The 14,539-nt window shown below is 35.1% G+C and carries 13 protein-coding genes; 8 read left to right on the top strand and 5 right to left on the bottom strand.

Annotation, left to right across the window (positions count from 1 at the left end):
• Positions 1-3: 3 nt before the first annotated feature.
• The 3 genes from porG to EV142_RS00150 all read right to left on the bottom strand — a co-directional run bounded on the left by porG (position 4) and on the right by EV142_RS00150 (position 2,499).
• A complete protein-coding gene (gene porG / locus EV142_RS00160) occupies positions 4-687 on the bottom strand; it encodes a type IX secretion system protein PorG (RefSeq protein ID WP_132031562.1) in 684 nt (227 codons plus the stop codon).
• A gap of 173 nt (positions 688-860) precedes the next feature.
• The gene (locus EV142_RS00155) at positions 861-1,745 is read right to left on the bottom strand and encodes an NAD kinase (protein ID WP_132031560.1); all 885 of its coding nucleotides are present in this window, start codon (positions 1,743-1,745) and stop codon (positions 861-863) included.
• Between the two features lie 94 nt (positions 1,746-1,839).
• Positions 1,840-2,499, bottom strand: a complete 660-nt coding sequence (locus EV142_RS00150; RefSeq protein WP_132031558.1) for a CBS domain-containing protein — start codon at positions 2,497-2,499, stop codon at positions 1,840-1,842.
• 116 nt (positions 2,500-2,615) lie between these two features.
• Between EV142_RS00150 and EV142_RS00145 the strand changes: the two genes are divergently transcribed.
• The 3 genes from EV142_RS00145 to EV142_RS00135 all read left to right on the top strand — a co-directional run bounded on the left by EV142_RS00145 (position 2,616) and on the right by EV142_RS00135 (position 6,545).
• Complete coding sequence (locus tag EV142_RS00145; protein ID WP_132031556.1) at positions 2,616-3,329, top strand: pyridoxine 5'-phosphate synthase; 714 nt, start codon at positions 2,616-2,618, stop codon at positions 3,327-3,329.
• A gap of 78 nt (positions 3,330-3,407) precedes the next feature.
• On the top strand, positions 3,408-5,687 hold the full coding sequence (locus EV142_RS00140) for a TonB-dependent receptor plug domain-containing protein (RefSeq protein ID WP_132031554.1): 2,280 nt from the start codon (positions 3,408-3,410) through the stop codon (positions 5,685-5,687).
• A 3-nt stretch (positions 5,688-5,690) separates the two neighbouring features.
• Positions 5,691-6,545 (top strand): DUF4249 domain-containing protein, encoded by an 855-nt coding sequence (locus EV142_RS00135; RefSeq protein WP_132031552.1) that lies wholly within the window; start codon positions 5,691-5,693, stop codon positions 6,543-6,545.
• 50 nt (positions 6,546-6,595) lie between these two features.
• On the opposite strand, the gene EV142_RS00130 is transcribed toward EV142_RS00135, so the two are convergent.
• The gene (locus EV142_RS00130) at positions 6,596-7,969 is read right to left on the bottom strand and encodes a hypothetical protein (protein WP_132031550.1); all 1,374 of its coding nucleotides are present in this window, start codon (positions 7,967-7,969) and stop codon (positions 6,596-6,598) included.
• A 214-nt stretch (positions 7,970-8,183) separates the two neighbouring features.
• On the opposite strand from EV142_RS00130, the gene EV142_RS00125 reads away from it, so the two are divergent.
• From EV142_RS00125 to clpX, 5 genes are all read left to right on the top strand, one after another.
• Positions 8,184-8,948: an alpha/beta fold hydrolase gene (locus EV142_RS00125; RefSeq protein ID WP_132031548.1), complete on the top strand. Its 765-nt coding sequence runs from the start codon at positions 8,184-8,186 to the stop codon at positions 8,946-8,948.
• A gap of 165 nt (positions 8,949-9,113) precedes the next feature.
• Positions 9,114-9,458 (top strand): phage holin family protein, encoded by a 345-nt coding sequence (locus EV142_RS00120; protein ID WP_132031546.1) that lies wholly within the window; start codon positions 9,114-9,116, stop codon positions 9,456-9,458.
• 117 nt (positions 9,459-9,575) lie between these two features.
• A complete protein-coding gene (locus EV142_RS00115; RefSeq protein ID WP_132031544.1) occupies positions 9,576-10,898 on the top strand; it encodes a trigger factor in 1,323 nt (440 codons plus the stop codon).
• Positions 10,899-11,142: 244 nt separating this feature from the next.
• Positions 11,143-11,817 (top strand): ATP-dependent Clp endopeptidase proteolytic subunit ClpP, encoded by a 675-nt coding sequence (clpP, locus tag EV142_RS00110; RefSeq protein ID WP_132031542.1) that lies wholly within the window; start codon positions 11,143-11,145, stop codon positions 11,815-11,817.
• A gap of 175 nt (positions 11,818-11,992) precedes the next feature.
• Positions 11,993-13,225, top strand: coding sequence for an ATP-dependent Clp protease ATP-binding subunit ClpX (gene clpX / locus EV142_RS00105; RefSeq protein WP_132031540.1), 1,233 nt, complete (start codon positions 11,993-11,995; stop codon positions 13,223-13,225).
• Positions 13,226-13,510: 285 nt separating this feature from the next.
• On the opposite strand, the gene EV142_RS00100 is transcribed toward clpX, so the two are convergent.
• A complete protein-coding gene (locus EV142_RS00100) occupies positions 13,511-14,476 on the bottom strand; it encodes a GlxA family transcriptional regulator (RefSeq protein WP_132031538.1) in 966 nt (321 codons plus the stop codon).
• Between the last annotated feature and the right edge of the window lie 63 nt (positions 14,477-14,539).

The raw sequence follows: 14,539 nt of genomic DNA, 5'->3' as shown, positions 1-14,539 counted from the left end.
TTATTATTCTGCGCAATAGCAAGGTTTTTGTCCAAAGGTATAAGTTAAAGTGATACCTGAAAAGACATACCAGTCATTATTATTTAAATTTCCAAAACGTAAGACGGCTAAATTTCCATTGTCCGGATTGCTTCCGTCAATATTATCCGTAAACGTGTAGCGTGCACCAACTTCAGCTCCTAAAACTAAATGAGGAGTTACATTCGATTTTATTCCTAATATAATAGGTATAGCAAAAGAATTCGAATTTTTATCCTTTATAGTCTGTCCTCCCAATACGTGTAATTCATCATAAGTAAAGAAACTTAAACCTGAATATATATAAGGTGTAATTTTCGGATGATAATCATGAAGATTAAAATCGAAAAAATTAAATTCTAAGCCGGCAGAAAGCTCCTTAATATTATTTTTAAATTTATAACCTCTTCTGCTTCGTCCTGTTTCTTCCGAATCAAGATCGTTTCCGATAACACTTGATTGTGTGTAAGAGAAGCGATACGCATGACGGGGGCTTCTGTTCCACTTATACAAAATACCAAAGGCCGGCTTGTCAGGAGAAACATATGATGTATTCCCTACGTCACCTACAAAGTTACTTCCGCCAAGAAAAACACCGATCTCATTGATTTGAGCGTTCAGTGTGATGAAGGGGAAAAAACATAACAATAAATTAAAAATTTTCTTCATTTAATTAAAAATTGCGTGCAAATATAATAATTATCAATACGAATCAACGTTTGTTTAGTTAAATGTGCTTTTTTTTCAATTTACATTATGATTTTGAGACATTTAATGAAGATTCGATACAGGCAGAACGGGAAAAAGTGCTATAATCGTATAGCAGTGAATCAGAAAAAAGATTAATTTCTCTTATCTTCTCCCCAAAGCAATTTGTTTCTTAAGGTTTTCAGGAAAGTTTCGCCCGGAATCTCAACCATTTTTATTTTAAAATCCGTTTTTTTAATCGTCAGGATGGATTCGTTTTTTACAGAAGAAATTCTGGAGTCCAGTGAAACCAAATACTGGTCTTCTCTTCCCGAAACGCGAAGTTTTACTTCTGTATCATCCGGAATAACAAGTGGTCTTGCGGTTAAATTATGAGGGGCAATTGGCGTGATGACCAGGCTTTTTACATCAGGCGTTAATAACGGGCCTCCGCAGCTTAAGGAGTATCCCGTAGATCCTGTTGGTGTTGAGATAATTAAGCCGTCAGCCCAGTAAGAATTTAAATATTCGTTGTTCAGGTACGTTTCTACAGTAATCATCGAAGTGGTGTCTTTTCTGCTTACAGTTACCTCGTTCATCGCAAAATTCATCTCTGCAATAGCGTCATTTTCCGGCTCACAAGTTAAACTCAATAAGGTTCTTTCTGATGTAGTGTAGTTTTTGTCAATTACGAATTGTAAAAAAATATCAATATTTTCTTTTTGTACGGTAGCCAGAAAACCAAGTCTTCCTGCATTAATTCCTAAAATAGGAACGCCTGAATTACGAACCAGCGTGGCCGCTCTCAAAATAGTTCCGTCACCGCCAATACTAATCAACATTTCAAAGCTATCATCTAAGGAGGTGCTCGGTGAAAAAGTATCGTAGTCATTTTTAACGAGTTGCTTTTCATAAAGCATTTTCAGGAAATTTTCTTCAATTACCATTTCAACATTATTCGAATGGAAAAACGAGAAAATATCTTTTATGATAGGCTCGGTACTGTTTTGATAATATTGTCCGTAAATGGCTACTTTCATTTTTTGCAGTTAGATAATGAGTCAATTGGATAATTGGATAATGTGTCGTTCATTCAGGAATTATTCAATTGACTCATTATCTAATTTTCTAATTTTATATATTAAGGTATTTGTCTAAATAATCAGAGCGCTCTTTTAAGCTGTTGATATAGGTATCTTCCTGATGTTCAGAGACAATTTCGTAATTATATCTTCTGAAAGTCTGAATGATTTCGTTCATGGCGCCCAATCCGATTTTGACGGTAATCTGAACGTTTTCCATATCAGCTTCGGAGATAAAACAGCCTAAAATTTTGCCGTTATTGCTTTCTACAATCTGCGTTATCTGGCTCATGGAATAGTCAACAATCCCTTTTTGAACGATAATGATGCCGCCTTGTTCTTTTAAAAATGGAGTGTCCTTAAAAAACTTCATAATATCTTCCATTTCGTAATAGCCGATATAGCTGTTATTTTCGTCCAGAACAGGAATAGTATTGGTATGATTTTTAGCAAAAACTTCTAAAAGATCTAGCCAGATCATAGATTTTCGTGCAAAAAAACGTTCTAAGGTATATTTGTAATCGATAGCTTTCTTGTCTGTATCAAAAGTTTCAACATCATCGGCCGCGATGCTTCCGATGAAAATGCCATCTTCTAAAACCGGAAAATGTGAAAAACTTACGTCGGCAAAAAAGTCCTGAACCGACGCTATCGTTTCCTGGCTGTCGATTGCTCGAAAATCGTTTGTGATATAGTTGGTAATTTCTGTCATAAATCAGTTGTAGATATTTAACGCAAAATAATCAAAAAATAGCAAAAACTGCTACGTTTTACTTTGTATTTTTGTGGTAACAAATATAATGTTACTAGAATTAATTATCTATTTATATGACAAAATTAAGTGTAAATATCAATAAAATTGCAACACTGAGAAATGCGCGTGGTGGAAATGTTCCTGATTTGTTGAAAGTAGCAACAGATATCCAGAATTTTGGAGGACAGGGAATCACGATTCATCCACGTCCGGATGAACGTCATATTCGTTATCAGGATGCTCGTGATTTAAAAGCCATCGTGCATACCGAATACAATATAGAGGGAAATCCGCAGCATAATTTTATCGATCTGGTTTTAGAATGCAAGCCGACACAGGTTACATTGGTTCCGGATGCCATAGGAGCTATTACATCTTCTGCAGGTTGGGATACCCTGAAAAATCAATCTTATTTAAGTGAAGTTATCCGGGAATTTCAGCGTAACGGAATCCGAACTTCGATTTTTGTTGATCCGGTTTTAGAAATGATTGAAGGAGCAAAAAAAACCGGCACCGAAAGAATCGAATTATATACGGAAGCTTTTGCACACGAATATGACCTGGGAAATAAAAACGGAATTGATCCTTATGTGAAAGCGGCGGAATTAGCAAACGAATTAGGCTTGGGAATTAATGCAGGTCATGATTTAAGTCTGGATAATATTCAGTTTTTTAAACAAAATATTCCGGGATTATTAGAGGTTTCTATCGGGCATGCTTTAATTTCAGAGGCCCTTTATCTGGGTCTGGATAATGTGGTGAATATGTACCTGCAAAAACTAAAATAAATCTAAAATTAAAACAATTATAACCTGATGTAATTGGGTTATAATTGTTTACTTTCGCGCTTTTCTTATTAAAATGAAGTGTTGAAATCTATAATTTTCTTTTTCTTATGCTGCCTTTCCGGTTTGTTTGCGCAAACAAAGGCTGTAATAACCGGAAATATAAAATCTTCTGAAAATGAAAATTTGGGAGGGATAAATATTTCCTTTACAGTAAATAATCTTCACTATTCCACCATAACCGATACGCTGGGTCATTTTTCGGAAAGCATTGTTTTAGGGAAAATAAAAATGACCGTCAACCCGGCAGGTTACATCCAAAAAGACCTTTTTTTCGATCTTGTAAAAGATACTGTAATTTCAATTGTTCTGGAAAAAGATATTTCTTTTTTAAAAGAAGTGGTAATTGATAATGATAATAAAAAGGGCATTAAAACCTTATCAGGCGGCAAATTAGTCTTTAATCTAAAAGAATTATCATCTGTACCCACACTTTTGGGAACCACAGATATTATTAAACTGCTGCAATTAACACCGGGAGTACAAAACTCAGGTGACGCCAACGGATATTTATATGTCAGGGGAGGAGATCCCGGGCACAATGCGATATTGTATGATGGAACTCCGGTTTATGGAATGTCACATTTATTGGGTGTTTTTCCTTTTTATAATACCGATCATATTAAAGAAGTTGAATTTGATAAGTCGAGTTCCAATGCAAAATATGGCGGAAGACTTAGTTCTACTACGTTATTGGTTCCGTTTAAAAAAGTGCCTTCAGAATTTGCGGTGCAGGGAAATCTAGGAATCTTAGCTTCTCAGTTAACACTGTCTGTTCCATTAACCGGAAAGTCCGGGTTTTATATTTCCGGAAGAAAAACATATATAGATGAAGTTGTTGGGCCCTTTATAAAAGCAGGTTCCGAAAATAATGATGTCCAGGATATGAAATACGGATTTTCAGACGCGAATATGACTTTTGTATCTCGGCTTTCTGAAAAAAACCTTTTTTCTGTTGCTGCATTCGTTAGTGGTGATGAGTTGAAAATTAAGGATGATAATCTTATTTTAAAAACAAATTTAAAGTGGAGCAACTTTACCGTTTCTCCTACTCTGGCAACTACGATTTCTCCTGATGTAAATATGACCAATTCGGTTTATTTTAGTCACTATTCAAATGATTTGCAGATGGAGCAGGCCACAATTCAGTTTGGGGTTTCGTCTTATGTAAAGGATTTTGGATTTAACAATTCAGTTCGTTATTCCTTTAAAAATATTGTATTTGAATCAGGTTTACAATATGTTTATCATAATTTACAGCCTCAAAAAGTGAATGTTGAAAACCTGACCGATGCAAATAATAGTACCCGGAATAATAAAATTAATGCTAATGAAGCAGCGGTCTTTACGACGATAAAACCAAAGTTGACGGATCATTTAAATGCCGAGTTAGGTCTTCGAATCAATTATTATACTTCCGGCAAAGTAGATTCCTATCTTCATTTTCAGCCTCGTGTTCTGTTGAATTATATAGCGAATGACCGCTATTCTTTTTATGCCTCCTACAACAGACAATATCAGTATTTAAGTTTGATCACTACTTCAAGCGTTGGGATTCCGACAGATTTTTGGATTGCCAGTTCAAACGGAATAAAACCACAATCTTCAAATGAGTTTTCGGTTGGTTCTGCTCAGAATATTTCGAAAAATATAGTTTCCTCTTTTGGAGGGTTTTACCGCTCTATGAAAGATTTACTCGAATACCCTTACGGCGTAACGCAGTTTAATGAAACTACTACTCTTGAAAATGATTTGCTGAGAGGAAAAGGAAAAGCCTATGGTCTTGAAATGATGTTGCGAAAAAACAACGGAAAACTGAATGGCTGGCTGAGTTACACATTAAGCTGGTCGGATCGGAATTTTGACGGACTCAATAATGGGAATACTTATTTTGCAAAATACGACCGACGCCATAATCTTTCTTTGGTTGGGATGTACGACTTAAATGCAAAATGGAATTTTGGCCTGACTCAGATATTCAGTTCAGGCAGTCGTTTTACAATGCCGACCTCTTGGTATTTTGTAAATAATAATCCTGTCAAGGAATATTCAGAATATAATAACGCGCAGATGCCCAATTATATTCGGACAGATCTTTCGGTCAATTACTTTTTCCTAAAAACAAATAAGAAAGAAAGCGCACTTAATTTTTCAATTTACAATACTTTTAATATAGAAAATCCGGTTTATGTAGTACTCAATGTTCAGGTCAACGAGGATAAGAGCAGTGTGATTGTAAAACAGGAAAAAAAGGTTTTATATCGAATATTGCCTTCCATAAGCTGGAGGTTTAAATTTTAACAAATGAAAAAAGGTTTTTTATTGCTTTTGGTGGTACTGACAATAAGTTGTTCGGGTGATGATTTTGTTAAACAAGATAATGTGGAGTCTAAAATTGTAGTCGAAGGCTGGATTGAGGAAGGCGATTTTGCGCAGGTTTTCTTATCGAGCAGCATTCCTGTTACAAATGTTATTGATTCGGCCAATGTTTTAAATCACGTGATACGATCAGCCAAAATCACAATTTCTGACGGGCAGACTTCTGAAGTTTTAAGAGTAAAAAATGATAAAGACAGAATACCTCCCTTTGTCTATTTTGGCTCCACGTTAAAAGGCGAGGCAGGAAAAGAGTATTCGTTAAAAATAGAATATTTAAATCGTATAGTAGAAGCAAAAACAACAATACCAAAAAGTGTCACGCTAAAAAGCGCAGCGTATGTAAAAAAGAATCCGGCTGATACAACAGGTTATGTTTTTGTGAAATTTGATGATCCTGTGGCAGAAAAGAATTATTATCAGGTGGCTACAAAAATCGATGGAAAAGAAGCCATTTTTGTTCCGGCATTTTACGGAAATTTAGATGATAGAAACTTTCAGGAAGCATCGGTTTCAATGCAGGTTAACAGAGGCGTTTTGCTTTTTCCGAGAGCCAAATTCACTCCTTACTTTGCAGACGGAGATGTAATTTTTGTAAAATTAAGAACTCAAAACAAAGATGCCTTAGATTTCTGGAACAGCTGGCAAAATGAGATTGTCAACAGCAAAAATCCAATTTATCCTTCTAATACCAGTTTGAAATCGAATATAAAGGGAGGTATTGGTATTTGGGCCGGATACGGACACAGCACCATAATAGTTAAAACACCTTCAAAAAAATAAGAGCCGATTTGAATATTTCAAATCGGCTCTCTGTAAAATGGTATCGCTTATTACTTTTTAAAAGATTTTGCGAAATCCTCGAATTTAGTTTCTAAATTTTCAAATCCTGATGAGAAGTAAACACTCATTGCTACTTCGGTATTGTCATTGAATTTTAAATAAGAGATCTCATCATAATACTGTTGTGTAAATGATTCCCCTTGACCTGATTGCCAATACTCATATTCAGCATTCCAAACCGGTAAGTTAAAATTATAGGCATGTCCTTTTTCTTCATGTTGAACGATATCGGCTATCTTAGTTCCGTCTTTTTTAGAAACTAAAATTAATTTCATGTTTTTATTGAAATTAGCAGCAGTACCTGCAGCATATTTCTGATTGTAGGTATTAATAGCAGTATAATACGCTTTAAAGTCACTGTTAGCTTTTTCGTAATCAGGATGAACAGGATACGTTACGCTTTTAGCTAATGCAATATCATCAGCTGCTGCGGTAGCAAGATCCATTTCGGTAACAATGATAAAATTATCCATTATTTTGATCAGACCATTTGCTTTTCCTTTATAAGCTGCAATTTCATCGTTGTCAATCAGAGCATCAATTTGTGCTGTGCTGCCCGAATTAAATTCAATTAAATTTTTTCCGTTAAAAGTAAAAGCAGCTTTTGCAGTTGTTTCAGTTCCTTTTTTACCACTCATTTCCCAAGTGTATCCATCGTTTAAAGTTACTTTATACGTGAATTCTTCCGGAGATTTGTTTACAGTTGAATATTTGGCAGTTGAAGCCAGAGTTGCAGACTGAGTACCGTCGATTGTTAAAACAGCATCTACAGAAGTCGGTAAAAAGAACCAGTCATTTATAGATTCAGTATAGCTTCCTTGTCCTGTTTCAGGATTGTAAACCCATTGGCTGTAAGTATCTATGTTTTTAAATTTTATGTCAGAAGACGTGCTTTTAGAAGATAATACAGCGTTGTTTGCCGTTTGTGATTCCTTAGCAGGAAAAACGAATTTCAATTCAGTCGTTGAAGCTGTTTTTGTCCAGTTTTTCTGTGCGTTATTCCAGGTATAGATCCCATAAACTCCTGAAATGTTTAAAACTTCTTCCACTCCATTGTCCGTTTTTCCATCAAAAAGATCAATGTGTTTCAGGCTGAATAAACGACCTAAATTTTGTATGGCCTCAATTGCTCCGGAAGTTTTTGATTTGTCTAGCTGAACTAACATTTCATTGGCTTCTACTTCTAGTTTTGTTTTTTGTTCAGTAGGTGTTAATTTAGAGTAAGGCTGTTTAACGATATTTGCAATCTGTTCAGCCAGAGTTTGCTCTGTTTCCGGTGTGATTTCGTCGTTACTGTCATCGCTGGAACAAGAGATTGCAAGCTGTGAAAGAACTAAAGACATTAAAACAATTTTTTTAATCATGATCAAGGTTTAAATTAATTAAATAAATCAAAGGATTTGGTTTGATTTTTAAAGCCGCAAGGTACTATTATGGATTTATTTTTCTATACGGGAACCCGTAAAAATGTAAACTTTTTTTTAATAATTTAAGTCTAAAGTTGTTGGTCAGGATATTATTCTGCAATAAATTGATAAATAAGTTTTTTACCTTTGTAATATTTAAAACAAACGATAAATGTTATACTCAAAAATAGAAGGTGAAGGAAAGCCATTCATCATCATGCACGGTTTTCTTGGAATGTCAGATAATTGGAAAACACTTGCCGCACAATATGCAGAAGCAGGTTTTCAGGTTCATGTTTTAGATTTGCGAAACCATGGGCGTAGTTTTCATTCGGATGAATTTACATATGAAGCCATGGCAAAAGACGTATTCGAGTATTGTCAGGCCAATCAATTAAATAAGATAGATATACTGGGGCATTCGATGGGCGGAAAAGTAGCGATGCTTTTTGCAACGACTTATCCTGAAATAGCAGATAAGTTAATTGTGGCAGATATTGGTCCGAAGTTTTACAAACAGCACCATCAGGATATTTTGGCAGGCCTTAATGCTGTTGATTTTTCGGTAAAACCAAGCCGTAATGATGTTGAGGAAATTGTAGCACAATATGTTCCTGATTTTGGAACCCGTCAGTTTTTACTAAAGAATTTATATTGGCAGGAACCGGGACAATTGGCATTCCGCTTTAATTTGGCCGTTTTTAATAATAATCTGGACGAAATTGGAAAACCTCTGGCAGACAATTTAGTTTTCAATCAGCCAACATTGTTTATCCGCGGTGGAAATTCCGGATATATCTTAGATTCGGATTTTGATGCGATACGCCAGCATTTTCCGGATGTGAAGTTCGAAACCATTCCAAATGCGGGACACTGGCTTCATGCCGAAAATCCTAAAATGTTTTTTGAATTAACTACTGCGTTTTTAAAAGAATAATTAATTTAGTTTTTTTGCCACAGATTATAAGGATTGGCGTGATTTTTTTCAAAATGCTTAAATCTTAATCTGAGAAGATCCTTATAATCTGTGGCAAAAATAACAATGCAGTGGTGGATAATTATAAAATTCATTACATTTATTGAAACTTTAAATCAAAAAAATATGAAATTATTACTAAGACTCCTCGTTACAGCAGCTTTAGTTTTGTTAATCGCTAATGTATTGTCAGGCGTTCACGTTGCCAGTTTTGGTACAGCTGTAATTGTTGCAGTGGTTTTAGGATTGCTTAATATTTTTATAAAACCAATATTAGTTATCCTGACATTGCCGGTAACAGTTATTACGCTGGGCTTATTTTTATTAGTAATTAATGCAATCATTATTTTGCTTTGTACCCATATTGTTGGAGGTTTTGCGGTTGATTCATTCTGGACAGCATTAATATTTAGTGTTATATTGTCTGTACTTCAGTCTATTACTTATAAAATAGTAGGGGACGATAAATAAATCAAAATTAAAAACGGGAGAAAAACTCCTTCAAATACAATAGATTAAAAACTTGGTTGGGTTGCAAAAATTTTATAATTTTGCAACCCAATTTTATTATGTAAATTAAAGAAGAAGATGGATATTAAAAGAATAGCAACAGACGCTGTGAATGAAACGATTGTAATGACAGTTGTTCACATGGATTATAAAGGTCAGGTAGCAAAAAGAATAAACGAAAAAATGCCTTTGGCTACCGTTAAGGGTTTTAGAAAAGGTCAGGTACCTAAAGACCTTGTTGAAAAACAATACGGAAAAGCGATTAAACAGGAAGAAGTAAAAAAAGTAGTTGATTTGGCTTTAGAGCGTTTTGTTCAGTCTGAAAGATTAAATCTTTTGGGAACTCCTCTTGCAAAAGAAAACGAAAACTTTGACTGGGATGCTGAAGAACTAACTTTCGAATACGAAATTGGTTTAGTGCCAAACTTCGAAATTAATTTAGAAGCTAAAAATGATATCGTAAAATATATCGTTACGGCTGATGATAAATTAATCGACGGACAAGTAGAGCGTATCCAGAAACAATTCGGGAAACCAATTCCACAAGAAGTGGTTGCTGCAGATTCTGATTTGACAGGAACTTTCTCAAACGAAGAAAACGGTATCAACAATACCACTACAATTTCAGTTACTACATTCAACAAAAAAGCAGGTGATCAATTCATCGGTAAAAAAGTGGGAGATGTAGTTAAAGTAAGTACTAAAGGTTTATTCGAAGATGATCACCAATTAATGGATTACCTAAAAGTAGGTCATGATGATGTTCACGGTTTAGATATCGAAGTAGACTTTACTATCGAAGCAATCAACGGTGCTGAATTGGCAGAATTAAACCAAGAGTTATTCGATAAACTTTTTGGAGAAGGAAAAGTAGCTTCTCTTGAAGATTTGAAAGCTAAAATTAAAGAAGATGCTGAAGCTCAGTTCGCGCAACAGGCAGATCAGAAATTATTATTAGACGTTCAGGACTTCCTGATCGAAAGTACTAAATTTGATTTACCGGCTGCATTCCTTAAAAAATGGCTGCAAACGGTTGGAGAGAAAAAACTTTCTGCAGAAGAAGCTGAAGTTGAATACGCAAGATCTGAAAAAGGATTACGTTTTCAATTAATCGAAGGAAAAGCAATGGCGCAGAGTAATATCCAGATTACATTTGAAGACCTGAAAGCTTTTACATCAAAATCAATCAGACAACAAATGGCTCAATTTGGACAAACAAATCCAACTGATGAAGAAGTACAGGGAATCGTGGCCAGAGTTTTATCTAATCAGGAAGAAGTAAAAAGACTTTCTGAGCAGGTTGTAGCTGAAAAATTGTTAGAGGTGTTTAAAGAAAAAGCAAATCCAACAACGAAAGAAGTAACTTACGACGAATTTATTGCTGCGTCTTACGGAGAATAATTTCTAAAAAAATAAGTATATTTGAGCGTCAGGAGATTTTTTTCCTGACGCTCATTTTTTTGTTTTTATTTTTTATTTCAGGTTTCAGGTTTCAAGTTTTTATTGGAACGCACGTGAAGAAACCTGAAACTTGAAACCTGAAACTTTTAAAACAAAAATAAGACAAATTGACATCCTTTAGAAAGAGGTATAACCTTTGATGGGGAATGTATAGACATAACGTAAAACTTAGAACACTTAAAATATGAACTACGGTAAAGAATTCAAAAAATTTGCTACAAAGCACCAGGGAGTAAACGCAATGTACTATGACAAAATCGTAGCTGCAATGAACCCGACTAATATGACTCCATATATTATCGAAGAGCGTCAGTTGAATATTTCTCAATTAGACGTGTTTTCAAGATTAATGATGGACAGAATTATCTTCTTAGGAACAGGTATTGACGATCAGATCGCGAATATCGTTCAGGCACAATTACTTTTCTTGGAAAGTGCTGATGCTTCAAAAGATATTCAGATTTATTTAAACTCTCCGGGAGGAAGTGTTTACGCAGGATTAGGAATTTATGACACCATGCAATACATCAAACCGGATGTAGCGACAATCTGCACCGGAATGGCAGCTTCTATGGGAGCCGTTTTATTATGTGCAGGTGCTGCAGGAAAACGTTCCGCTTTACCACATTCAAGAGTAATGATTCACCAGCCATCAGGAGGAGCTCAGGGAGTTGCAACTGACATGGAAATCAACTTACGCGAAATGTTGAAACTGAAAGATGAATTATACAACATCATTTCACAACATTCAGGACAATCTTTTGAAAGAGTGCACAAAGACAGTGAACGTGATTACTGGATGAAAGCTGACGAAGCTAAAGAGTACGGAATGATTGATGAAGTGTTGAGAAGAGGATAATTTTTTAAGGTTCAAAGTTGCAAAGGGACTAAGGTCCTGAGGTTTCTAATTTGTCACTTTGAAATTTAAAGAAAGAATGTAAAAAAATAAAAAGTTAAGAGGTTGCTAAGTTTTTAAGGTTGTATTGATAAATCTTAGAAACTTAGTAACTTTGCAGCTTAGTAACTAAAAAAGAATGGCTAAAGTAGTATTAGAATGTTCGTTTTGTGGAAGGAAAAAGCCAGAAACCAATTTATTGATTGCAGGCATCAATGCACATATATGTGATAAGTGTATTGAGCAGGCACACGGAATTGTATTAGAAGAATTAAAATCAAGTGGAAGCTCAAAACTGGTTGGGGACTTAATTTTAAAGAAACCAAAAGAAATCAGGGCTTTCTTAGATCAATATGTTATTGGTCAGGATCAGACTAAAAAAGTAATGTCAGTGGCGGTTTACAATCACTACAAACGTTTGATGCAACAGCAACTAGACGACGAAGTAGAGATTGAGAAAAGTAACATCATTATGGTGGGTCAGACCGGAACTGGAAAAACACTGGTAGCAAAAACAATCGCCAAAATGTTAGACGTTCCTTTGGCCATTGTAGATGCGACTGTATTGACAGAAGCCGGATATGTGGGAGAAGATGTCGAAAGTATTTTGACTCGTTTACTTCAGGCAGCCGATTACGATGTAGCCAAAGCAGAAAGAGGAATCGTTTTTATTGATGAAATTGATAAAATCGCCCGTAAGAGCGATAATCCATCCATTACACGTGACGTTTCCGGAGAAGGAGTACAGCAGGCATTGTTGAAATTATTAGAAGGAACTGTTGTAAACGTACCACCAAAAGGAGGACGTAAACACCCGGACCAGAAATTTGTTGAGGTTAATACTCAGAATATTTTGTTTATTGCCGGTGGTGCTTTTGATGGAGTAGAACGTATTATTTCTAAACGTTTAAACCGTCAGGCAGTGGGTTATTCTACTTCTAAAAATGTAGACAACATAGACAAAGACAATTTATTGCAATACATCATCCCGAAAGATATCAAAGATTTCGGACTGATTCCGGAGATTATTGGTCGTTTGCCGGTTCTTACGCACATGGATCCTTTAGACAGAGAAACTTTGCGTGCGATCTTAACGCAGCCGAAAAATGCCTTAATCAAACAATATCAGAAGTTATTTTTGATGGATGAAGTAGAATTCAGCATTACGGATGAAGCTTTAGATTTTATTGTAGACAAAGCCCTGGAATACAAACTAGGAGCTCGTGGATTGCGTTCCTTATGTGAAGCAATCTTAACAGATGCCATGTACGAATTACCAAGTTCAGACGATAAAGTACTGACAATCGATAAAGATTATGCAAAACATACTTTAAATAAAAACTTGTTGAAGCGTATGGAAATTGCTTCTTAATTAGCAATTGATTTTAATATTTAAAACCTGTTCATTTATTTGAACAGGTTTTTTTATTATCCCTTTATTTTTCCCGATGCGGTTCCTTACTTTTGTAAGTACTAAAATTTTAAATGATGAATGAAACGATTAAAGACTTAGACCGGAGTGTACTTCTATGGCAAGTCATAAACATTATTGGATTGCTTTTAATTATCTATCTGATATACCTACTAATTAAATTTTTAAGAAAGAAGACTAAATCAAATAATTAAATCATAATCCCGGCTTATCGCTGGGATTTATTTATTGCACTCTAAATTTCTCTCTATATTCAATCGGTTTCATGCCAACCATTTTATAGAATACTTTTCTAAATGCTTTCGGATCATTATATCCCGTTTTTTCAATGATTTCAGAAATAGAAAGCTGGGTTTGTTCCAGGTATTTTTTAGAACTTTCGACTCTGATATTTTGTAAATATTCTATTGGGGGAATTCCGGTAACCTGTTTAAAACGTCTCGTCATATTTCGGGTACTGGTCGGAATGTCTTTAGTGATTTCTTCTAATTTTTCGATGGTACTGTACTGATTCTCTATTTTTTGCTGCAACATGGCTACCAAAGTATCATTGTGTAAATGATTGGGTCTGAAAGTGCTGAAATAACTCTGTTTGTAACGGTTTAAATCAATAGAGAAAATCTTGGCGATCTGAACGGCAATTTCATTTCCGCAATATTTCTGCACCAATAGAATCAGTAAATGAAAGGTGGAGGTCGATCCGCCACTGGTGTAAAGACTTCCATCGGCGGTTAAAGTTTCTTCTGATTTTAATTTAACGAGTGGAAATGCTTTCGTAAAAGCGCTGCAGGCATCAACGTGGGTGGTGGCCAGTTTTTCATTTAATAAACCCGAAGCCGCAAATAAAAAGGCACCCGTACAAAAACTGGCCAATTCAGCTCCGGCCTTATGTTGTTTCTGCAACCATGGAATAAATTTTTTGTTCTTTGCAATCATCTCACTCATATCATCTGTGGTGAAAGCCGGAATCAAAATCAAATCCAGTTCCAGATTGGAAGTTTCTATTGAATTGACCGTATATCCAAATAATTGTTCCTGATTCATCTGTTCTGACGATTGAAAAACCATAATGTCAAAGGGTTTTTCAGCTCCTTTATACAATTTATTAGCCGTTTCAAAAACTTCTAAAATTGCTGCAATGCTTAGTAATTTATAGTCATGCGGCACAATTAAACCTGTTTTTTTGCTCATGGTTCTTCTTTTTTGGGAAATTAAATTCCTTACAAAAATATAAAATTTGTCTTAAATGACCCT

It is taken from the genome of Flavobacterium circumlabens (assembly GCF_004345565.1).
Classification (GTDB): Bacteria; Bacteroidota; Bacteroidia; order Flavobacteriales; family Flavobacteriaceae; genus Flavobacterium; species Flavobacterium circumlabens.
Note: the sequence above shows the minus strand (reverse complement) of the source record. Positions and strands in the feature narration are given on the sequence as shown.